We start from the raw sequence: 17,830 nt of genomic DNA, 5'->3' as shown, positions 1-17,830 counted from the left end.
TTAATTATCATCTTTATAAAAGTTTCTAATTATATCGGATTATAAGAACTATAATCTATTTCCTGGGAAATATAGCAAATATTGTTTTATTTATAAAAAACTTCATGTAAATATAGTCCTTGTGGTTTAGCTTTAAATAAACACTTTTTTTGTCCTTTACTTTCTAGTAACTCTTCTAAAAATTCTTTAGTAATTCTGTGTGCCCCTACTTGAATCAAGCCACCAACTAAATGTCTTACCATATATCTTCTAAATCCATTACCTACAAGCTTAAAAGTAACAATACCTTGATTATTTTCAATTTCAATTTGATAAAGTGTTCTAATTGTATTGCCATATTGATCAACAGCACAAAAGGATGCAAAATCGTGTTCACCAATAAAAATTTTTGCAGCATTCCTCATTGCTTCTATATCTAATTCTTTTCCATATTGATAAATATAATTTGTTTCGAATGGAGAATAATCATTCATACTTAACATATAATGATATTCTTTCTTAATAGCAGAATAACGACTATGAAAATTTTCATCAACTAAGAAACTATCAATAATATAAATATCATTAGGTAAAAAGTGATTAATAGCCCTTTTCCATTGTTTTTCAGGCATTTCCCTTAAAGTATCAAAGTGAAAGACTTGTCTTCTACCATGAACTTTAGCGTCTGTTCGACCACTTGCATGAATAACAATATTTTCATCTTTACAAATATTTTTTATAGCTTTTTGAATTTCACCTTGAACTGTTCTAAATTGATTTTGAACTTGAAATCCGTGAAATTTACTACCATCATAACTTACAATACATTTTATTCTATTCATTACATAAAACTCATTATAATCACACCACAACATACACCTAATGTTATTAACATTGATAACGTATCTAAATGCGTCCATGTTAAAACTTTGTATTTTGTACGTGTTGCTTCTGGATTATAATTTCTACTTTCCATAGCGTTAGCAAGTTCTTCTGCCCTTTGAAAAGCAGAAATAAATAAAGGAATAATTAATGAAATAATTGATTTTATTTTTTCCATAAAAGATCCCTCATTAAAATCCGCACCTCTACTAGCCTGTGCTTTCATAATTCTTTTCGCTTCATCTAATAAATCAGGTATAAATCTTAATGCAATTGAAATCATCATAGCAAGTTCATGCACTGGAAAATGAAATCTTTTTAATGGATTTAATAAACTTTCAATAGCTAGTGTTAATTCTAAAGGCTTCGTTGTAGAAGTCATTAATGTTGTTAAAGTAATAATCAATACAAGCCTTATAAAAATATAAGCAGTTTGTATTAAAGCACCTGAGTAGATACTAATACTTCCTATTTTTATTATAACATCACCTGTTTTCATTAAAAATATATTAAAAATCATCAAAAACACCATCATAAAGACCATCGGTTTTATTGCTTTTAAAATATGAGAAAGTTTAATTTTAGAAACTAACGAACATAATAAAACATAAATTGCTAAGATACCGTATCCTATAAATCCCGCATCAAAAAAAACAGAAATTAAAAATATGAAAACAGCACATATTTTTAATCGTGGATCTAAACGATGAATTATTGAATTCCCCGGTATATATTTACCAAAAGTCATATTATCCATGAAGTTCACCACCAATCGCTTCAACTAAATCATCAATATCATTGATAGATGTATCTAGATGATAGCCTTTTAGATTTAACTGAATAATAAGATTTGTGATTAAAGGTAAATCTATTCCTAAATTTAATAAATAATCACTATCTAGAAAAATATCTTTTACTTTCCCAGCTTTTTCAACTTGTCCGTCATTCATTACAACAACATTGTCACAATATTCTAAAACATGGTTCATATCATGAGTTACTAAAACTACTGTTTTACCCATTTCATGAATTTTTTTAAATAAATCCATCATTTCTTTAATCCCTGATGGATCTAATCCAGCTGTTGGTTCATCTAAAACAAGAATATCTGGATCCATAGCAAGTATTCCAGCAATCGCTACCCTACGTTTTTGACCACCTGATAAATCAAATGGGGACTTTTCTAAATAAGTTTCATCTAAACCTACCATTTCAAGAGATTTTTTAGCTATTTCTTTAGCACTATTTTCGTCAATTCCAAAATTCATTGGACCAAACATTATATCTCTTTCGATTGTTTCTTCAAACAATTGATATTCTGGAAATTGAAAAACAAGACCTGATTTTTTTCTAAGACTTTTTAAATTTTGAGGCTTATTATTTTGTGAAATAATATAATCATCTATTTTTATTTCTCCACTTGTTGGTAATAATAAAGCATTTATATGTTGGATAAGTGTCGATTTCCCACTACCTGTTTGTCCAATGATAGCTGTAAATGAACCCTTTTCTATTTTTAAATTCACATTTTTAAGTGCATAATATTCAAAAGGCGTATTATATCCATATATATGATCTAAACTTTTGCATGTAATTGACATAGTTGTTTCTCCAATTCTTCTACATCTAATGTATCTTTAATTTGATAACCTTTTTTTTGTAATTTTCTAGCAATTTTTAATGAAAAAGGAATATCTAATTTTAATTCTTTTAATAATTTTTCATTTGTTAATATTTTTTGAGGTTTGTCGCAATCTACAATCTCTCCTTTATTTAAAAGAATAACTCGGTCAGCATTTTTTGCTTCTTCAATATCATGCGTTATTGAAATGATTGTCATATTATTTTGTTTCTTTAACTCTTTTACTAATTCATTTATTTCTTTTCTACCTCGTGGATCCAACATACTTGTTGCTTCATCTAAAATAATGATAGATGGACTCATCGCTAAAATACCTGCAATCGCAACTCTTTGTTTTTGACCACCGGACAATTTAGTTGGTTCATGATCCAAAAAATTCTCCATTCTAACTACTTTAGAATACCTATTAATAAGTTCATCCATTTGTTCTCTTGGTACACAAATATTTTCTAGTCCAAAAGCTATATCATCTCTAACAGTAGCACCAATAAATTGATTATCTGGATTTTGAAAAACAATTCCTACTTTTTCTCTTATTTTATATAAATTTTCTAAATTTAATTGATAATCATCGATATAAATTTCACCAGATTTTTTTTCTAATAATCCTATAAGTAATTTAGCAATTGTACTTTTACCACTACCATTATGTCCTAAAATAGCTACATATTCACCTTTATGGATTTGAAAAGAAATATTGTTTATTGTTTGTAATCCAGGTTCGTATTCAAAACATAAATTTTCTACCTTAATTATTTCTTCCATTGTCTTCTCCTCATGAACGTGTTTAGTTCATTCTATAATTTATAAGGAAACAAGTCAAATAAAAAAGGACTGAATTTCTTCAGTCCAACATCATTATTTAGTTAATGATAAGATTGCCATTGGTGCATTATCACCTTTACGGTTATATGTTTTTAAGATAGTAGTATATCCACCATTAACATCTTTGAATTTAGGTGCAACGTCATCAAATAAGATTTGAACAGCTGTTTTTCCAGTTGCTTCATCAACAACTTTGTGCATATCTGCAGCAGCTTGTCTTCTTGCATGTAAGTCTCCACGTTTACCTAAAGTAATTAATTCATCAACAACACTACGAACTTCTTTAGCTCTTGTTACAGTTGTTTCAACTTTTCCGTATACAATAACTTCAGTAGCTAAACTACGTAACATAGATTTTCTAATATCTGAAGTGCGTCCTAATTTTCTATTTTTAGCCATGAGATTAACGCTCCTTTTCGAGTATTCTGAATTAATCGATAGGTTTAAATCCTAAACCTAATTCAATTAATTTTTCTTTAACTTCTTTTAATGATTTTTTACCTAAGTTTCTTACTTTAATCATGTCATCTTCTGATTTAGAAGCAAGATCTTGAACTGTTTGAATACCAGCTCTCTTTAAACAGTTATATGAACGAACAGATAAATCTAATTCTTCGATAGTCATATCTAATACTTTATTTGTAGTATCATTTTGAGTTTCAGACATAACTTCCATATTCATAGCCATATCAGTTAATTCAACAAACATATTTAAATGTTCAACTAAAATTTTTGCTGCTAATGAAATAGCTTCAAATGGTTTTAGCGAACCATTAGTTTCAACTTCTAATACTAATTGATCATACTTAGCACTTTCTCCAACACGAGTTGGTTCTACAGAGTAAGCAACTTTTTCAATTGGTGAAAAGATTGAATCTGTTGGAATAACACCAAGAGTGTTAATATTTACTTTATTTTGATCAGCAGATACATATCCACGATCTTTTTTAGCAAATAATTCCATATATAAGTGACCACCTTCTGCAACATGTGCAATTACCATGTCATTTGAAATCATTTTGACTTCAGCTGGACATTGAATATCAGCACCAGTTACAGTAGCAGGACCTTTTACATCAATAATCATTGTAGCAGTGTCTTCACTGTCTACATCAAAAACTAATTTCTTAATATTTAAAATCATTGCTGTGACATCTTCAACGACACCATCAATTGCGGAAAATTCATGGATTGCTCCTTGAACTTTGATTGCATAAACAGCAGAACCAGGTAAAGAAGAAAGTAATACTCTTCTTAAGGCATTACCCAAAGTAATACCAAATCCTCTTTCTAATGGTTCAATGACGAACTTACCATAATTTTCAGTTTCGTCATAATGATCTATATTAAAGTTTGCTTTTTCGAATTTATGCATATGTTCCCTCCTCTATAGGAATGTTTTGTATTCTAATTTACTACAATAATACTATCCACGAGGACGTTTTGGTGGACGACAACCGTTATGTGGAATTGGTGTTACATCATTAATTGAAGTAACTTCTAATCCAGCAGCTTGTAAAGCTCTAACTGCTGCTTCACGTCCTGGTCCTGGACCTTTTACATTTACATCTACAGTTTTTACTCCATGTTCCATAGAAGCTTTAGCTGCAGCTTCTGATGCCATTTGTGCAGCAAATGGTGTTGATTTTCTTGATCCTTTGAAACCTAATGCTCCAGCACTTGACCAAGTTAATACATTACCATGTTCATCAGTAATTGTTACAATAGTATTATTGAAAGTAGAATGAACGTGTGCAACACCTTTTGCAATATTTTTTCTTACACGTTTTTTACCACGTGTTTGTTTTACTCTAGCCATTTCCTTTCAACCTCCTATTATTTTTTCTTTCCTGCGATTGGTCTAGCTTTACCCTTACGAGTTCTAGCATTAGTTTTAGTTTTTTGACCACGAACAGGAAGTCCTTTACGGTGACGCATACCTCTGTAGCTTCCGATTTCCATTAAACGTTTGATGTTTAATTGAACTTCTCTACGTAAGTCACCTTCAACTTTAATTTTTTCAACTTCTTTTCTGATTTTTGTAACTTCTTCTTCAGTTAAATCTTTAACTCTTACATCTTCACTGATACCAGTAGCTTTTAAGATTTCTTTAGCTGTAGATTTACCGATACCATATACATAAGTTAATGAGATAACAACACGTTTATCACGTGGGATATCTACACCTGCAATACGAGCCATTTTGTTTCCTCCTAAATACTAACCTTGTCTTTGTTTATGTTTTGGGTTTTCGCAAATAATCATTACGCGCCCTTTTCTTTTAATTACTCTGCATTTATCACACATTGGTTTTACAGATGGTCTTACCTTCATCCTGTCTACCTCCTTTTGGAAGATTTTTTATTTATGTCTAAATGTAATTCGCCCACGTGTTAAATCATATGGAGATATTTCAACGGTAACTCTATCCCCCGGTAAAATGCGAATGTAGTGCATACGGATTTTACCAGAAACGTGAGCAAGAATTTCCACTCCATTTTCTAAAGCCACTTTAAACATTGCATTTGGTAATGTTTCTAAAACAGTAGCTTCTACTTCAATAACGTCATCTTTTTTTGCCATCGTTCTTCAACTCCTTTTATTAAAGTTTTGTAAGAATTCTATAACCGTCATCAGTAATGACGATTGTATGTTCATAATGAGCAGCTAACGAATGATCCTTTGTAATAACAGTCCACCCATCATCAAGAGTAACTGTTTCTTTTGCTCCTAAATGTGCCATTGGTTCAATAGCCAAACACATACCTTTTTTTAATCTAGGACCTCTCCCAGGAGCTCCGTAATTAGGAACAGCGGGATCTTCGTGAACGTCTGTTCCAATCCCATGACCAGTATAATCACGAGGAGTAGTACATCCGTTTTTAGTAAGATATTCTTCAATTGCATGTGAAATATCAGAAAGTCTAACTCCTGGTCTTACTTGTTCTAATCCAGCAAATAAAGCACCTTCACAAACATTCATAAGTCTTTTTGTTTCATTGCTTACATTTCCTACTGCATAAGTCCAAGCACTGTCACCATGATATCCTTTGTAACATGCTCCAACATCAACTGAAATAATATCTCCATCTTTTAGCTTTCTATTACTAGGTATTCCATGTACTACAACTTCATTAATTGAAGTACATACACTATTTGGAAAACCATAAAGATGTAGAAAGGAAGGTGTTGCACCATGTTCCCTAATTATTTTATCACAAATTTGATCAATTTCGTTAGTAGTTATTCCCGGTACAATAACTTCTTTCAATTTTTCATGAACTAAAGCAACAATTCTACCTGCTTCAGTCATTAATTCAATTTCTCTATCATCTTTAGTAATTATCATTAATAAACCTCCAGGCTTTCATCGATATCATAAAGACGTTAAACATAACTTCTTAACTTTGATAACTGCTTCTTCAAAATTAATTTATTTCTTTAGATATTTATGAATCCATAAAAGAAATCATTATTATTTACGAATATAACCATGATATTCTTTTCTAGTAATATATGTTTTGATTTGTTTTACTGTTTCAAGTGCAACTCCTGTAACGATAATCAAACCAGTACCACCAAGTGATAGGTTTGCATTTTCAGTTTGTGTCCAAATAATTGGAGTAATAATTGGAATTGCAGCAATAATACATAAAGTAAGCGAACCAGCAACAGTTACTTGATTAAGAACTCTTTTAATGAAGTTCTTAGTTTCAATACCAGTTCTTACACCAGGTATTGATCCACCATTTTTCTTCAAATCATCACTAATTTTTTCAGCATCAATTTGTAAGTTTGAATAAAAGAAAGTAAATCCTATAATCATTAAAATATATAAACAGAAACCAACAGGTTCTTGATAATTAAATATAGTATTTATCATCTTAGTTGTACTAGATGCTTTCATGAAACTTACTATTGTTCTTGGTGCTGCTAGTACTGAAGAAGCAAAGATTACTGGTAAAACACCTGAACTATTAATTTTAATAGGCATATGTGTTTGTTCCCTAGTTCTCATTGTTACACTTGTACTAGATGCATAATTGACTGGGATTTTTCTTATTGCGCCTTCAGTAAATACTACAAAGACTACAATTGAAAGATAAACCACAACAAATAATACATACCAAGCAATATCTAACCACATTCCACTATCATAAGTGACGAGGTTATCATAAGTTGTTAAGAATGCATTTGGTAAGTTTGAAACAATTCCTGTAAAGATTAGTAATGAAACACCATTACCAATTCCTTTTTGAGTAATTTGATCACCTAACCAAATAGCTAACATACTTCCAGCCATCATAATGAGCACTACATAAATATATGACCAGATTGAAGTATCAACTAATATATTATAACTTGTATCAAAGGCATAAGTTAAAACTCCACCTTGTAACGCAGCTAATAATAAAGTTAATACACGAGTAACACGGTCTTTTTTCTTCTTACCTGTGTTACCTTCTTTACGCCAGCGTGTTAACGCTGGAATAACATCCATCGATAATAATTCAATTATAATAGATGATGTAATGTATGGTGAAACACCTAAAGCGAAAAGAGAAAATCTTTCCAAGGTACCTCCACCAAGTAAATTCATGATTCCGAAAATTCCATTTGTAGCATCACTACTACTTAATGAACCTACATTAACACCTGGAATTGTAATTCCTGCACCTAAACGGTACACGAATAAAATTCCAAGTGTGAAAATGACTTTTCGACGAAGCTCACCCTTTTTGAATACATTCTTCAAAAAAGTTAACATCTTAAATCACCTCAGTTTTTCCACCTGCAGCTTCAATTGCGGCAACAGCTGATTTAGAGAATTTAGCAGCTTGAACAGTTAATTTCTTTTCAATAGCTCCATTTCCTAATACTTTAACACCATCTAATTCTTTTTTGATGATTCCTGCTTCTTTTAACGCAGCAGCGTTAACTGTTGCACCATCTTCAAATTTATTTAAAGTTTCAAGATTTACGATAGCATATTCTTTACGAGTAAAGTTTGTAAATCCTCTTTTAGGTAAACGCATGAATAATGGAGTTTGTCCACCTTCGAATCCTGGTTTTTTACCTCCACCAGATCTAGCTCCTTGACCTTTTTGACCTCTACCTGCTGTTTTACCATTTCCTGAACTTGTACCACGTCCAACACGTTTTCTTGCTTTACGAGCACCTTCAGTATATTGTAATTCGTGAAGTTTCATTGTTACACCTCCTATTATTTTTCTTCAACTGTTACTAGGTGTCCAACTACTCTAATCATACCTTGAGTAGTAGGGTTATTTTCTAATTCAACAGTTTTATTAATTTTAGTTAAACCTAAAGCTTTAAGAGTCTTTCTTTGATTTGGTAAGCAACCAATTGGACTCTTTTTAAGTGTAATACTTACTTTTGCCATTTTGTTTGCCTCCTATCCAAAAATTTCATCAACAGTTTTTTCTCTTAATTCAGCAACTTCATTAACTGTTTTTAATGAAGCTAATCCTTGCATTGTTGCTCTTACCATGTTGATTGGTGTTCTAGAACCAATACATTTAGATAAGATATCACGGTAACCAGCTAATTCAACAACAGCACGAACTGGTCCACCAGCGATGATTCCAGTACCTTGAGATGCTGGTTTAATAAATACATTTCCTGATCCGTAAACACCGTTTACTTCATGAGGAATAGTACCATGTACAGAAGGTACTTTGATAACATTACGTTTAGCATTTTCACATGCTTTTCTGATTGCATCAGGTACTTCGTTAGCTTTACCAGTACCAAATCCAACTCTACCTTTTCTATCTCCAATAACAACTAAAGCAGCAAAACGCATTCTACGTCCACCTTTTACTACTTTTGTTACACGGTTAATAGTAACAACACGTTCTTCAAATTCTTTTTCTTCTCTTCTTGGTGCTCTTCTTTGACCATTTCTTCTTGGTTTTCTTTCACCATTGTTAGTTCTTGGTTTACGTTGTTCCATATTGACCTCCTTCTAGAATTCTAATCCAGCTTCTCTAGCAGCTTCTGCTAATGCTTTTACACGACCATGATAAATATATCCACCACGATCAAATACTACATTTTTAATTTCTTTTGCAATTGCTCTTTCTGCAATTTCTTTACCTACTGCAGTTGCAGCAGCAATGTTTCCACCGTTTTCTAATTTCATTTCAACGCTTGATGCGCTAACTAATGTAACACCATTGACATCATCAATAATTTGAGCGTGAATATGAGCATTTGAACGGAAAACATTTAAACGTGGACATTCTGGAGTTCCACTAATTTTTCTACGAACTCTAGCATGACGTTTTAAACGTACATCATTACGAGATTGTAATTTAGCCATAAAGATAGCTCCTTTCTTACTCTTAGACTACTTCTTACCAGCAGTTTTTCCTTCTTTTCTGATGATTCTTTCATCACTATATTTGATACCTTTTCCTTTATAAGGTTCAGGTTTTTTCTTAGATCTAATTAATGCAGCCATTTGACCAACACGTTCTTTATCAATTCCAGAAACTACGATAGTATTTGGATTTGGAGTTTCAACTTTAACTCCTTCTTCAGCTTCGATTTCAACTTGATGTGAGAAACCGATATTTAATACTAATGTATTTCCTTTCATTTGACCACGGTATCCAATACCAACGATTTCTAATGTTTTAGAATATCCATTATGAACACCTTCGATCATGTTAGCAAGTAAAGCTCTTGTTGTACCATGTAATTGTTTTACATGTTTTTCTTCACTACTTCTTACTACAGTAATTTCATTACCTTCTTGTTTGAATGAAATTGCTGGAGAAAATTGTTTCACTAAAGTCCCTTTTGATCCAGTAACTGTTACTGTGTTATCATCAGCGATTTCAACAGTTACTCCTTCAGGTACAGTGATAATTTTATTACCGATACGAGACATCAGTTATACCTCCTGTATAATTTTTTTATTACCAGATATATGCTAATACTTCTCCACCAACTTGTTTAGCTCTAGCTTCTTTATCAGTCATTAAACCTTGTGAAGTTGATAGAATAACAATACCTAAACCATTTAATACTCTAGGAATTTCGTTTACTTTTGCATATACACGTAACCCTGGTTTAGAAATTCTTTTTAAATCAGTGATTACTTTATCTTTTCCTCTATATTTTAAAGTGATAATAATGTTTGATTCAGCACCTTCGCCTTCAACTTTATATCCTTTAATGAACCCTTCATTTTTTAAGATTTCAGCAATTCCAACTTTTAATGTTGAAGTAGGAATACTTACTTCTTCTTTTAACGTATTATTTGCGTTACGGATTCTTGTTAACATATCTGCAATTGGATCTGTCATTACCATTTGCGTGTCCTCCTTCCAATACGGATTATTTTATCATTACCAACTTGCTTTTTTTACACCAGGAATTTCACCTTTATAAGCTAATTCGCGGAAGCAAATTCTGCAAAGTTTGAACTTTCTAATTACTGAATGTGGTCTACCACAACGTTCACAACGTGTGTATTCACGTACTTTATATTTTTGAGGACGTTGTTGTTTCACTTTCATTGATGTTTTAGCCATTTATTAAGTCCTCCTTATTTATGGAAAGGCATTCCTAATTGAGCTAATAACTCATGACCTTCTTCATCAGTTTTAGCTGTTGTTACGAATACGATATCCATTCCTCTTAATTTGTTTACTTTATCAAAATCAATTTCAGGGAAGATTAATTGTTCTTTAACACCTAAAGTATAATTTCCTCTTCCATCGAATGAGTTATTTGATACACCTCTAAAGTCTCTTACACGAGGTAAAGATACATTTACTAATTTATCTAAAAATTCATACATTCTTTCACCACGTAAAGTGACTTTACAACCGATTGCTTGACCTTCTCTTAATTTGAAACCAGCAATTGATTTTTTAGCTCTAGTGACAACTGGTTTTTGACCAGTAATTAATGTTAATTCATTAACTGCATCATCTAATAATTTTGAATTAGATACTGCATCACCAACACCAATATTTAATACGATTTTTTCGATTTTTGGTGCTTGCATTTTAGAAGAATAATTGAATTTTTCCATTAACGATTTAACTACTTCGTTTTCATAACGTTCTTGTAAACGATTCATTTGCTATCTCCTTTCAATTATTTCTTTTTCTTAGAATCAACTTCTGCACCTGTTTTTTTGTTAACACGTACTTTAGTTTTCTTTCCATTTTCATCTACAGATACTTTATATCCTAATTTAACTGCAGATTTTGATTTTGAATCATAGAATGCAACATTAGAAACATGAATTGGAGCTTCTTTGTTAACGATTCCACCTTCAGGATCAGCTTGTGAAGGTTTAACATGTTTTGTTACCATGTTTACTCCTTCAACGATTACTCTTTCTTCTTTAGCAAGAACTTGTAACACTTCACCTGTCTTACCTTTATCTTTACCTGCGATAACTACAACAGTATCACCAACACGGATTTTCATGTGCCACGCCTCCTTATAATACTTCTGGAGCTAATGATACGATTTTCATGAAATCAGCATCTCTTAACTCTCTTGCAACTGGTCCAAAGATACGAGTCCCTCTTGGAGACTTGTCATCTCTGATAATAACACAAGCGTTATCATCAAATTTGATGTAAGATCCGTTTTCACGTCCTACAGCATATTTAGTTCTAACGATAACAGCTTTTACTACTTCACCTTTTTTAACAGTACCATTTGGAGCTGCTTGTTTAACTGTTGCTACAACAACATCTCCAATACTACTTGTTTTTCTATTTGACCCACCTAAGTTACGAATTACTAATACTTCTTTAGCACCAGTATTATCAGCAACTTTAAGTCTACTTTCGTTTTGAATCATTCCGGTTACCTCCTTTTAGAGTTTATTAAACTGTTTCTGCTTTTTTTACGATTTCTACTAAACGGAAACGTTTTGTAGCAGATAATGGTCTTGTTGACATGATTTTAACTGTATCTCCAACTTGAGCAGTGTTGTTTTCATCATGTGCATGAAATTTTGTAGATGATTTCATACGTTTACCATATAACTTATGTTTTACATGTGTTTCAACTAGCACTGTAATAGTTTTATCCATTTTAGTAGATACAACTGTACCAGTATAAACTTTACGGTTATTTCTTTCCATTTGTATCTCCTCCTATTGGTTTAATTCTCTTTCTCTAATCACTGTTTTAATACGAGCGATTGTTTTACGAACTTGTCTAATACGTGCAGTGTTTTCTAATTGTCCTGTAGCTTGTTGGAATCTTAATCCAAAAAGCTCTTTTTTGTATTCTTCAACTTTAGCTAATAAAGCTTCAGTATCTAATTCTCTAATTTCTTGCGCTGTCATAACTATTCACCCTTTCCAATGATTTTACATTTAATAGGTAATTTATGAGATGCAAGTCTTAAAGCTTCTCTTAATGTAGCTTCATCTAAACCAGCAACTTCAAATAATACTCTACCAGTTTTAACTACTGCTACCCATTCTTCTGGAGAACCTTTACCTGATCCCATACGTACTTCTAATGGTTTTTTAGTTTTAGCTAAATGAGGGAAAATTCTAATCCATACTTTACCACCACGGTTCATATAACGGTTGATGGCAATACGTGCTGCTTCAATTTGACGAGAAGTAATCCAAGCACCTTCAGTTGCTACTAAACCAAATTCACCAAATGATACTTTGTCTCCACCTTTAGTTCTACCTTCGTAGCTAACACGGTGAGGTCTTCTGTATTTTGTTCTTTTAGGCATCAACATGATTATTTATCCCCTTTCTTTTTTTCAGGAAGGATTTCTCCCTTACAAATCCAAACTTTAACTCCTAATTTACCATAAGTTGTATCTGCTTCTGCAGTCGCATAATCGATATCAGCTCTTAAAGTATGAAGAGGGACATTCCCTTCAGAGTAACCTTCAGCACGAGCCATATCAGCTCCACCTAAACGTCCTGAAACATTAGTTTTAATTCCTTTAGCTCCAGCTCTCATTGCTCTTTGAATAGCACGTTTTTGAACAGTTCTAAAAGATGCACGATTTTCTAATTGTTCTGCAATATTGTTTGCTACTAATTGAGCAACAACATCTGGATTTTTAATTTCAACAATGTTAATGAAAACTTGTTTACTACTTACTAATTTAGATACTTCTTTTCTTAAAGCATCAACTGCTTCACCATCTTTACCGATAACTACACCAGGTCTAGATGTGTGAACAAAAATTGTTACACGATTTTTTGATCTTTCGATTTCAACTTTTGCTACTGAAGCTGTTTTAAGTTTTTTAAGAATATAATCACGAACTTTAATATCTTCATGTAATAAACCAGCGAAATCTTGATCATTTGCGTACCATCTTGAATCCCAATTACGGTTAACACCAACACGTAAACCTACTGGACTTACTTTTTGACCCATTCTAGTACCTCCTATCTTTCATCAACCACACAAGTAATGTGGCATGTTCTTTTTAAAATTCTTGTTCCGCTACCTTTAGCTCTTGCAGCGAATCTTTTTAAAATTGGACCTTCATCAACGAAGATTGCTTTAACATATAATTTTTCTGCATCTGCATCATTGTTGTATACTGCATTTTGAGCTGCAGATTTAACAACTTTTGAGATTGCAGGAGAAGCAGCTTTATTAGTATATTCTAAGATACCAAGTGCTTCTTTAACTGTTTTACCTCTTACTAAATCAACTACTAATCTTGCTTTTTGAGGTGATACACGAATTGTTTTAGCTACTGCTTTTGCTTCCATGTTCTATTCTCCTCTCTATTTCTTTCCTTTTTTATCGTCAGCATCATGACCATGGAAAGTTCTAGTTGGAGCGAATTCTCCTAATTTATGACCAACCATGTCTTCAGTAACGTAAACAGGAATATGTTCTTTTCCGTTATATACTGCAAATGTATGTTCGATAAATTGAGGGAAGATTGTTGAACGTCTTGACCAAGTTTTGATAACTTCTTTTTTACCTGATTCATTTAACGCTTCTACTTTTTTCATTAAATGAGCATCAACAAATGGTCCCTTTTTTAAACTACGTGCCATTTTTTCTTTCCTCCTTATTATTTACCATTGCGACGACGTACGATTAATTTAGTCGAAGCTTTTTTGTTCTTTCTAGTTTTAACACCCATAGCTTTTTTACCCCAAGGAGTCATTGGTGCTTTACGTCCGATAGAAGTTCTACCTTCCCCACCACCATGAGGGTGATCATTAGGGTTCATTACAGAACCACGAACTGTAGGTCTAACACCTTTCCATCTCATACGTCCTGCTTTACCATAGTTTACTAAACCATGATCTTCATTTCCTACTACACCAACTGTAGCTCTACATACTGATAATAATTTTCTAACTTCACCAGATGCAAGTCTTACAGTTACATATTTTCCTTCTTTACCTAAGATTTGAGCAGACACACCAGCAGATCTTGCGATTTGTCCACCTTTTCCAGGTTGCATTTCAATATTGTGAATTACAGTACCTTCAGGCATATTTCCCATTGGTAATGCGTTACCAACTTTGATATCTGCTTCTTCACCAGAAATGATTTCCATTCCTACTTCTAACCCTTTTGGAGCTAAAATATATCTTTTTTCACCATCTACATAGTTAATTAATGCGATGTTTGCTGATCTATTTGGATCATATTCAATAGTTGCAACTTTACCTGGGATATTATCTTTATTTCTTTTGAAATCGATAATACGGTATTTTTGTTTGTGTCCACCACCATGATGACGAGTTGTGATCACACCTTGGTTGTTACGTCCACCGTTTTTAGATTTTTTTGCAACTAAAGATTTTTCAGGTTTATTAGTTGTAATTTCTTCATAAGTTAATGAAGTCATATTACGACGACCGTTTGTCACTGGCTTATATGTTTTAATTGCCATCTTTAGTTTCCTCCTGTTTTTCTTATCTGGAACGAGTTATTCCAATATTTTATCAATTAATCTTCATCAAAATAATTGATTGAGTTTCCTTCAGCTAATTTAACGATAGCTTTTCTTCTTTTGTTAGTTTTACCTTCATATCTACCCATTCTTTTAGCTTTAGGTTTAACATTCATGATGTTAACTTTTTCAACTTTTACATTGAATAATTTTTCAACTGCGATTTTAACTTCTGTTTTGTTAGCGTCTAAATCTACATCGAATGTATATTTATTTTCTTCAGTTTGAAGAGCTAATGACTTTTCAGTAAGTACTGGTTTTTTTAATACATCTGTCATGTGTGCCATTATGCTAATACCTCCTCAACAGCTTTAATTGCAGCTTCAGTCATAATTAACTTATCGCTGTTTAAGATATCATAAACATTAACATGTTTAGCATCTAATAACTTAACTCCTGGAATATTGCTTGCTGATTTTTCAACATTTAATGTGATTTCATCAACAACGATTAATGTTTTTACTGGAGCATTTAAGTTTTCTAATACTTTAACCATTTGTTTAGTTTTTGGAGCTTCGAATGAAATTCCATCGATTGCTGTAAATTCATTATCTTGAACTTTTGAAGATAATGCTGATTTTAAAGCTAATCTTCTAACTTTACGGTTTAATTTGAATTTATAACTTCTTGGTGTAGGACCGAAGACAACTCCTCCACCTCTCCATTGTGGAGCACGTGTTGAACCTTGTCTAGCTCTACCTGTACCTTTTTGACGCCATGGTTTTCTTCCACCACCAGCAACTTCAGTACGGTTTTTAACTTTATGTGTACCTTGTCTTAAAGATGCTCTTTGTAATAAGACCATATCAAACATAGCTTGTTTATGTGGTTCAATACCGAAAACTGCTTCATTTAATTCTAAGTCTTTAACTTCTGCACCTTCTTGGTTAAATACTTTTACGTTAAGCATTCTCATTTCCTCCTTCTTCAAATTATTCTGCAGCAGCTGCTTCTACAGCTTCTTCTACTACAGTTTCTTCAACTTCTTCTGGAGTGTAATCTACTAATTCATGTACTGGATTTACTTGACCAGCTTTTTTGATAGCAGTTTTAACAACAACTAAACCTTTTTTAGGTCCTGGTACTGAACCTTTGATTAATAATAAGTTGTTTTCTGGATCTACTGCTACAACTTCTAAGTTTTGAATTGTACGAGTTACATGTCCCATTTGTCCTGGTAATTTTTTACCTGGAGCGATTCTGTTTGGAGCGATTGGTCCCATTGAACCAACAATTCTATGAGCTCCTGAACCATGTCCTTTAGGACCAATGTGTTGTCCATGTCTCTTAATAACACCTTGATAACCTTTACCTTTTGAAGTTCCTGTTACATCTACGACTTCACCAGCTACGAAGCTATCAACAGTAATTTTATCTCCAACTTCATAACTCATCATTTCGTCATAACGAAATTCTTTAATGAAGCGCTTAGGAGCTGTGTTAGCTTTGTTTGCAATTCCTTTTTCAGCTTTGTTTGCTAATTTTTCTCTTTTATCTTCGAAACCAACTTTTACAGCATCATAACCATCAGTTGCAACTGTTTTCTTTTGTAATACTACATTTTCAGTAGCTTCTACAACAGTAACTGGGATTAAAACACCATCAGTAGTGAAGACTTGAGTCATTCCAATCTTACGACCTAAGATTCCTTTCATGAGTTACACCTTTTACCTTTCTTATAATTTAATTTCAATATCTACACCGCTAGGTAATTCTAATCTAGTTAAAACATCAACTGTTTCTGGTGTAGGATTCACAATGTCGATTAAACGTTTGTGAGTTCTGATTTCAAATTGTTCACGTGAATCTTTATATTTGTGAACAGCTCTAAGGATTGTATATACTTCCTTTTCAGTAGGTAATGGTACTGGACCAACTACTTGAGCACCTGATTTTTTTGCAGAAGAAATAATTTTTTCTGCTGACGCATCTAGAATTTTATGATCAAATGATTTTAATCTAATTCTGATTTTATTATTTGCCATGATATTCTCTCCTTTCAAATTCTTATAGGATTTGATTCACTCGTTACGAATTACCTGAAACATGCCGTTTCATGACAACGCTTTTCGGTGTTTCAGCAACCTCGCACTTCTCCGTGACATCAACATGGGTATTATATGATAATTATACCCATAATGCAATACTTTTTTTTATTTTTTTATAAAAAAATTTACAAAGAAATAATTTTGGATAAATAACCATCTTATTAATAGAATAGATACTAATTTTGAACTTCTAGCTTTTATTATTTAATAAAAATAATCGTTCATAAATGGATAGTTATTAAAGCAAGTTACCTCTAAATGAAATAATCAATAAAAAATAGATCAATGCTTACATTTGATCACTATAAAAAATAAAATATTTAATATCAATGATCAAATACATACTAAAAAAGCCATACCACAATAGTATGACCTGTCAAGGATCATGTAAAAACATAAAAAAAAAGAAGGAACTGGCAACGAGCTATTTTCGCACAATGTACTATCTTCGCCGCGATGATGCTTAACTTCTGTGTTCGGAATGGG

Annotated in this window: 33 protein-coding genes; all 33 read right to left on the bottom strand. The window is 32.3% G+C overall.

Annotated elements, in window-relative coordinates:
- Positions 1-86 precede the first annotated feature (86 nt).
- A complete protein-coding gene (gene truA / locus OCV55_RS11165) occupies positions 87-821 on the bottom strand; it encodes a tRNA pseudouridine(38-40) synthase TruA (protein ID WP_147580644.1) in 735 nt (244 codons plus the stop codon).
- Positions 821-1,618 carry an energy-coupling factor transporter transmembrane component T family protein gene (locus OCV55_RS11160; protein ID WP_147580643.1) on the bottom strand — a complete coding sequence of 266 codons (798 nt, stop codon included), beginning with the start codon at positions 1,616-1,618 and terminating at the stop codon, positions 821-823. Before OCV55_RS11160 ends, truA begins: the two co-directional genes overlap by 1 nt.
- Positions 1,611-2,462, bottom strand: coding sequence for an energy-coupling factor transporter ATPase (locus OCV55_RS11155; RefSeq protein WP_147580642.1), 852 nt, complete (start codon positions 2,460-2,462; stop codon positions 1,611-1,613). The genes OCV55_RS11160 and OCV55_RS11155 overlap by 8 nt, the downstream gene beginning before the upstream one ends.
- Positions 2,438-3,268, bottom strand: a complete 831-nt coding sequence (locus OCV55_RS11150; RefSeq protein WP_147580641.1) for an energy-coupling factor transporter ATPase — start codon at positions 3,266-3,268, stop codon at positions 2,438-2,440. Before OCV55_RS11150 ends, OCV55_RS11155 begins: the two co-directional genes overlap by 25 nt.
- A 93-nt stretch (positions 3,269-3,361) precedes the next feature.
- Positions 3,362-3,727, bottom strand: coding sequence for a 50S ribosomal protein L17 (rplQ, locus tag OCV55_RS11145; RefSeq protein ID WP_022001373.1), 366 nt, complete (start codon positions 3,725-3,727; stop codon positions 3,362-3,364).
- 31 nt (positions 3,728-3,758) lie between these two features.
- Positions 3,759-4,703: a DNA-directed RNA polymerase subunit alpha gene (locus tag OCV55_RS11140; RefSeq protein WP_032089450.1), complete on the bottom strand. Its 945-nt coding sequence runs from the start codon at positions 4,701-4,703 to the stop codon at positions 3,759-3,761.
- Between the two features lie 51 nt (positions 4,704-4,754).
- Positions 4,755-5,147 carry a 30S ribosomal protein S11 gene (rpsK, locus tag OCV55_RS11135; RefSeq protein WP_022001371.1) on the bottom strand — a complete coding sequence of 131 codons (393 nt, stop codon included), beginning with the start codon at positions 5,145-5,147 and terminating at the stop codon, positions 4,755-4,757.
- A 17-nt stretch (positions 5,148-5,164) separates the two neighbouring features.
- The gene (gene rpsM, locus OCV55_RS11130) at positions 5,165-5,530 is read right to left on the bottom strand and encodes a 30S ribosomal protein S13 (RefSeq protein WP_022001370.1); all 366 of its coding nucleotides are present in this window, start codon (positions 5,528-5,530) and stop codon (positions 5,165-5,167) included.
- 18 nt (positions 5,531-5,548) lie between these two features.
- Positions 5,549-5,662: a 50S ribosomal protein L36 gene (gene rpmJ / locus OCV55_RS11125; protein WP_022001369.1), complete on the bottom strand. Its 114-nt coding sequence runs from the start codon at positions 5,660-5,662 to the stop codon at positions 5,549-5,551.
- A gap of 27 nt (positions 5,663-5,689) precedes the next feature.
- The gene (gene infA, locus OCV55_RS11120; RefSeq protein WP_022001368.1) at positions 5,690-5,911 is read right to left on the bottom strand and encodes a translation initiation factor IF-1; all 222 of its coding nucleotides are present in this window, start codon (positions 5,909-5,911) and stop codon (positions 5,690-5,692) included.
- A gap of 19 nt (positions 5,912-5,930) precedes the next feature.
- Positions 5,931-6,677, bottom strand: coding sequence for a type I methionyl aminopeptidase (gene map, locus OCV55_RS11115; RefSeq protein ID WP_147580640.1), 747 nt, complete (start codon positions 6,675-6,677; stop codon positions 5,931-5,933).
- A gap of 126 nt (positions 6,678-6,803) precedes the next feature.
- The gene (gene secY, locus OCV55_RS11110) at positions 6,804-8,096 is read right to left on the bottom strand and encodes a preprotein translocase subunit SecY (RefSeq protein WP_032089448.1); all 1,293 of its coding nucleotides are present in this window, start codon (positions 8,094-8,096) and stop codon (positions 6,804-6,806) included.
- A gap of 1 nt (position 8,097) precedes the next feature.
- The gene (gene rplO / locus OCV55_RS11105) at positions 8,098-8,538 is read right to left on the bottom strand and encodes a 50S ribosomal protein L15 (protein WP_032089447.1); all 441 of its coding nucleotides are present in this window, start codon (positions 8,536-8,538) and stop codon (positions 8,098-8,100) included.
- Positions 8,539-8,552: 14 nt separating this feature from the next.
- The gene (gene rpmD, locus OCV55_RS11100) at positions 8,553-8,732 is read right to left on the bottom strand and encodes a 50S ribosomal protein L30 (RefSeq protein WP_022001364.1); all 180 of its coding nucleotides are present in this window, start codon (positions 8,730-8,732) and stop codon (positions 8,553-8,555) included.
- Between the two features lie 12 nt (positions 8,733-8,744).
- On the bottom strand, positions 8,745-9,305 hold the full coding sequence (gene rpsE / locus OCV55_RS11095; protein WP_022001363.1) for a 30S ribosomal protein S5: 561 nt from the start codon (positions 9,303-9,305) through the stop codon (positions 8,745-8,747).
- Between the two features lie 12 nt (positions 9,306-9,317).
- The gene (rplR, locus tag OCV55_RS11090) at positions 9,318-9,674 is read right to left on the bottom strand and encodes a 50S ribosomal protein L18 (RefSeq protein ID WP_022001362.1); all 357 of its coding nucleotides are present in this window, start codon (positions 9,672-9,674) and stop codon (positions 9,318-9,320) included.
- A 27-nt stretch (positions 9,675-9,701) separates the two neighbouring features.
- Positions 9,702-10,247, bottom strand: a complete 546-nt coding sequence (rplF, locus tag OCV55_RS11085; RefSeq protein ID WP_032089446.1) for a 50S ribosomal protein L6 — start codon at positions 10,245-10,247, stop codon at positions 9,702-9,704.
- A 28-nt stretch (positions 10,248-10,275) separates the two neighbouring features.
- The gene (gene rpsH, locus OCV55_RS11080) at positions 10,276-10,671 is read right to left on the bottom strand and encodes a 30S ribosomal protein S8 (RefSeq protein ID WP_022001360.1); all 396 of its coding nucleotides are present in this window, start codon (positions 10,669-10,671) and stop codon (positions 10,276-10,278) included.
- Positions 10,672-10,707: 36 nt separating this feature from the next.
- The gene (locus tag OCV55_RS11075; RefSeq protein WP_003536834.1) at positions 10,708-10,893 is read right to left on the bottom strand and encodes a type Z 30S ribosomal protein S14; all 186 of its coding nucleotides are present in this window, start codon (positions 10,891-10,893) and stop codon (positions 10,708-10,710) included.
- A gap of 14 nt (positions 10,894-10,907) precedes the next feature.
- Positions 10,908-11,447: a 50S ribosomal protein L5 gene (gene rplE / locus OCV55_RS11070; protein ID WP_022001359.1), complete on the bottom strand. Its 540-nt coding sequence runs from the start codon at positions 11,445-11,447 to the stop codon at positions 10,908-10,910.
- A 17-nt stretch (positions 11,448-11,464) separates the two neighbouring features.
- Positions 11,465-11,803 (bottom strand): 50S ribosomal protein L24, encoded by a 339-nt coding sequence (rplX, locus tag OCV55_RS11065; RefSeq protein ID WP_032089445.1) that lies wholly within the window; start codon positions 11,801-11,803, stop codon positions 11,465-11,467.
- Positions 11,804-11,816: 13 nt separating this feature from the next.
- Positions 11,817-12,185, bottom strand: a complete 369-nt coding sequence (gene rplN, locus OCV55_RS11060; RefSeq protein WP_032089444.1) for a 50S ribosomal protein L14 — start codon at positions 12,183-12,185, stop codon at positions 11,817-11,819.
- Positions 12,186-12,210: 25 nt separating this feature from the next.
- Positions 12,211-12,471, bottom strand: coding sequence for a 30S ribosomal protein S17 (gene rpsQ / locus OCV55_RS11055; protein ID WP_022001356.1), 261 nt, complete (start codon positions 12,469-12,471; stop codon positions 12,211-12,213).
- Positions 12,472-12,483: 12 nt separating this feature from the next.
- Complete coding sequence (gene rpmC / locus OCV55_RS11050) at positions 12,484-12,678, bottom strand: 50S ribosomal protein L29 (protein ID WP_022001355.1); 195 nt, start codon at positions 12,676-12,678, stop codon at positions 12,484-12,486.
- Between the two features lie 2 nt (positions 12,679-12,680).
- Entirely contained in the window at positions 12,681-13,091 is a 411-nt protein-coding gene (gene rplP / locus OCV55_RS11045) for a 50S ribosomal protein L16 (RefSeq protein ID WP_022001354.1), read from the bottom strand.
- Between the two features lie 2 nt (positions 13,092-13,093).
- The gene (gene rpsC, locus OCV55_RS11040; RefSeq protein ID WP_022001353.1) at positions 13,094-13,747 is read right to left on the bottom strand and encodes a 30S ribosomal protein S3; all 654 of its coding nucleotides are present in this window, start codon (positions 13,745-13,747) and stop codon (positions 13,094-13,096) included.
- 11 nt (positions 13,748-13,758) lie between these two features.
- The gene (gene rplV, locus OCV55_RS11035) at positions 13,759-14,091 is read right to left on the bottom strand and encodes a 50S ribosomal protein L22 (protein ID WP_022001352.1); all 333 of its coding nucleotides are present in this window, start codon (positions 14,089-14,091) and stop codon (positions 13,759-13,761) included.
- A 15-nt stretch (positions 14,092-14,106) separates the two neighbouring features.
- Positions 14,107-14,385 (bottom strand): 30S ribosomal protein S19, encoded by a 279-nt coding sequence (gene rpsS, locus OCV55_RS11030; RefSeq protein WP_022001351.1) that lies wholly within the window; start codon positions 14,383-14,385, stop codon positions 14,107-14,109.
- A 17-nt stretch (positions 14,386-14,402) separates the two neighbouring features.
- Positions 14,403-15,236 carry a 50S ribosomal protein L2 gene (rplB, locus tag OCV55_RS11025; protein ID WP_022001350.1) on the bottom strand — a complete coding sequence of 278 codons (834 nt, stop codon included), beginning with the start codon at positions 15,234-15,236 and terminating at the stop codon, positions 14,403-14,405.
- Between the two features lie 56 nt (positions 15,237-15,292).
- Complete coding sequence (gene rplW, locus OCV55_RS11020; protein WP_022001349.1) at positions 15,293-15,583, bottom strand: 50S ribosomal protein L23; 291 nt, start codon at positions 15,581-15,583, stop codon at positions 15,293-15,295.
- Entirely contained in the window at positions 15,583-16,206 is a 624-nt protein-coding gene (gene rplD / locus OCV55_RS11015; RefSeq protein ID WP_022001348.1) for a 50S ribosomal protein L4, read from the bottom strand. The genes rplW and rplD overlap by 1 nt, the downstream gene beginning before the upstream one ends.
- 22 nt (positions 16,207-16,228) lie before the next feature.
- Entirely contained in the window at positions 16,229-16,951 is a 723-nt protein-coding gene (gene rplC / locus OCV55_RS11010; RefSeq protein ID WP_022001347.1) for a 50S ribosomal protein L3, read from the bottom strand.
- Positions 16,952-16,972: 21 nt separating this feature from the next.
- Positions 16,973-17,281 (bottom strand): 30S ribosomal protein S10, encoded by a 309-nt coding sequence (gene rpsJ, locus OCV55_RS11005; protein WP_022001346.1) that lies wholly within the window; start codon positions 17,279-17,281, stop codon positions 16,973-16,975.
- Between the last annotated feature and the right edge of the window lie 549 nt (positions 17,282-17,830).

Origin of the sequence: [Clostridium] ammoniilyticum, from assembly GCF_025566905.1 — a bacterium.
GTDB lineage: Bacteria > Bacillota_I > Bacilli_A > Erysipelotrichales > Coprobacillaceae > Faecalibacillus > Faecalibacillus intestinalis.
Note: the sequence above shows the minus strand (reverse complement) of the source record. Positions and strands in the feature narration are given on the sequence as shown.

What these genes read in the sequence shown, in the direction of transcription:
- truA (WP_147580644.1), bottom strand. Translation starts at nt 821, where the DNA reads ATGAATAGAATAAAATGTATTGTAAGTTATGATGGTAGTAAATTTCAC.
- OCV55_RS11160 (WP_147580643.1), bottom strand. Translation starts at nt 1,618, where the DNA reads ATGGATAATATGACTTTTGGTAAATATATACCGGGGAATTCAATAATT.
- OCV55_RS11155 (WP_147580642.1), bottom strand. Translation starts at nt 2,462, where the DNA reads ATGTCAATTACATGCAAAAGTTTAGATCATATATATGGATATAATACG.
- OCV55_RS11150 (WP_147580641.1), bottom strand. Translation starts at nt 3,268, where the DNA reads ATGGAAGAAATAATTAAGGTAGAAAATTTATGTTTTGAATACGAACCT.
- rplQ (WP_022001373.1), bottom strand. Translation starts at nt 3,727, where the DNA reads ATGGCTAAAAATAGAAAATTAGGACGCACTTCAGATATTAGAAAATCT.
- OCV55_RS11140 (WP_032089450.1), bottom strand. Translation starts at nt 4,703, where the DNA reads ATGCATAAATTCGAAAAAGCAAACTTTAATATAGATCATTATGACGAA.
- rpsK (WP_022001371.1), bottom strand. Translation starts at nt 5,147, where the DNA reads ATGGCTAGAGTAAAACAAACACGTGGTAAAAAACGTGTAAGAAAAAAT.
- rpsM (WP_022001370.1), bottom strand. Translation starts at nt 5,530, where the DNA reads ATGGCTCGTATTGCAGGTGTAGATATCCCACGTGATAAACGTGTTGTT.
- rpmJ (WP_022001369.1), bottom strand. Translation starts at nt 5,662, where the DNA reads ATGAAGGTAAGACCATCTGTAAAACCAATGTGTGATAAATGCAGAGTA.
- infA (WP_022001368.1), bottom strand. Translation starts at nt 5,911, where the DNA reads ATGGCAAAAAAAGATGACGTTATTGAAGTAGAAGCTACTGTTTTAGAA.
- map (WP_147580640.1), bottom strand. Translation starts at nt 6,677, where the DNA reads ATGATAATTACTAAAGATGATAGAGAAATTGAATTAATGACTGAAGCA.
- secY (WP_032089448.1), bottom strand. Translation starts at nt 8,096, where the DNA reads ATGTTAACTTTTTTGAAGAATGTATTCAAAAAGGGTGAGCTTCGTCGA.
- rplO (WP_032089447.1), bottom strand. Translation starts at nt 8,538, where the DNA reads ATGAAACTTCACGAATTACAATATACTGAAGGTGCTCGTAAAGCAAGA.
- rpmD (WP_022001364.1), bottom strand. Translation starts at nt 8,732, where the DNA reads ATGGCAAAAGTAAGTATTACACTTAAAAAGAGTCCAATTGGTTGCTTA.
- rpsE (WP_022001363.1), bottom strand. Translation starts at nt 9,305, where the DNA reads ATGGAACAACGTAAACCAAGAACTAACAATGGTGAAAGAAAACCAAGA.
- rplR (WP_022001362.1), bottom strand. Translation starts at nt 9,674, where the DNA reads ATGGCTAAATTACAATCTCGTAATGATGTACGTTTAAAACGTCATGCT.
- rplF (WP_032089446.1), bottom strand. Translation starts at nt 10,247, where the DNA reads ATGTCTCGTATCGGTAATAAAATTATCACTGTACCTGAAGGAGTAACT.
- rpsH (WP_022001360.1), bottom strand. Translation starts at nt 10,671, where the DNA reads ATGGTAATGACAGATCCAATTGCAGATATGTTAACAAGAATCCGTAAC.
- OCV55_RS11075 (WP_003536834.1), bottom strand. Translation starts at nt 10,893, where the DNA reads ATGGCTAAAACATCAATGAAAGTGAAACAACAACGTCCTCAAAAATAT.
- rplE (WP_022001359.1), bottom strand. Translation starts at nt 11,447, where the DNA reads ATGAATCGTTTACAAGAACGTTATGAAAACGAAGTAGTTAAATCGTTA.
- rplX (WP_032089445.1), bottom strand. Translation starts at nt 11,803, where the DNA reads ATGAAAATCCGTGTTGGTGATACTGTTGTAGTTATCGCAGGTAAAGAT.
- rplN (WP_032089444.1), bottom strand. Translation starts at nt 12,185, where the DNA reads ATGATTCAAAACGAAAGTAGACTTAAAGTTGCTGATAATACTGGTGCT.
- rpsQ (WP_022001356.1), bottom strand. Translation starts at nt 12,471, where the DNA reads ATGGAAAGAAATAACCGTAAAGTTTATACTGGTACAGTTGTATCTACT.
- rpmC (WP_022001355.1), bottom strand. Translation starts at nt 12,678, where the DNA reads ATGACAGCGCAAGAAATTAGAGAATTAGATACTGAAGCTTTATTAGCT.
- rplP (WP_022001354.1), bottom strand. Translation starts at nt 13,091, where the DNA reads ATGTTGATGCCTAAAAGAACAAAATACAGAAGACCTCACCGTGTTAGC.
- rpsC (WP_022001353.1), bottom strand. Translation starts at nt 13,747, where the DNA reads ATGGGTCAAAAAGTAAGTCCAGTAGGTTTACGTGTTGGTGTTAACCGT.
- rplV (WP_022001352.1), bottom strand. Translation starts at nt 14,091, where the DNA reads ATGGAAGCAAAAGCAGTAGCTAAAACAATTCGTGTATCACCTCAAAAA.
- rpsS (WP_022001351.1), bottom strand. Translation starts at nt 14,385, where the DNA reads ATGGCACGTAGTTTAAAAAAGGGACCATTTGTTGATGCTCATTTAATG.
- rplB (WP_022001350.1), bottom strand. Translation starts at nt 15,236, where the DNA reads ATGGCAATTAAAACATATAAGCCAGTGACAAACGGTCGTCGTAATATG.
- rplW (WP_022001349.1), bottom strand. Translation starts at nt 15,583, where the DNA reads ATGGCACACATGACAGATGTATTAAAAAAACCAGTACTTACTGAAAAG.
- rplD (WP_022001348.1), bottom strand. Translation starts at nt 16,206, where the DNA reads ATGCTTAACGTAAAAGTATTTAACCAAGAAGGTGCAGAAGTTAAAGAC.
- rplC (WP_022001347.1), bottom strand. Translation starts at nt 16,951, where the DNA reads ATGAAAGGAATCTTAGGTCGTAAGATTGGAATGACTCAAGTCTTCACT.
- rpsJ (WP_022001346.1), bottom strand. Translation starts at nt 17,281, where the DNA reads ATGGCAAATAATAAAATCAGAATTAGATTAAAATCATTTGATCATAAA.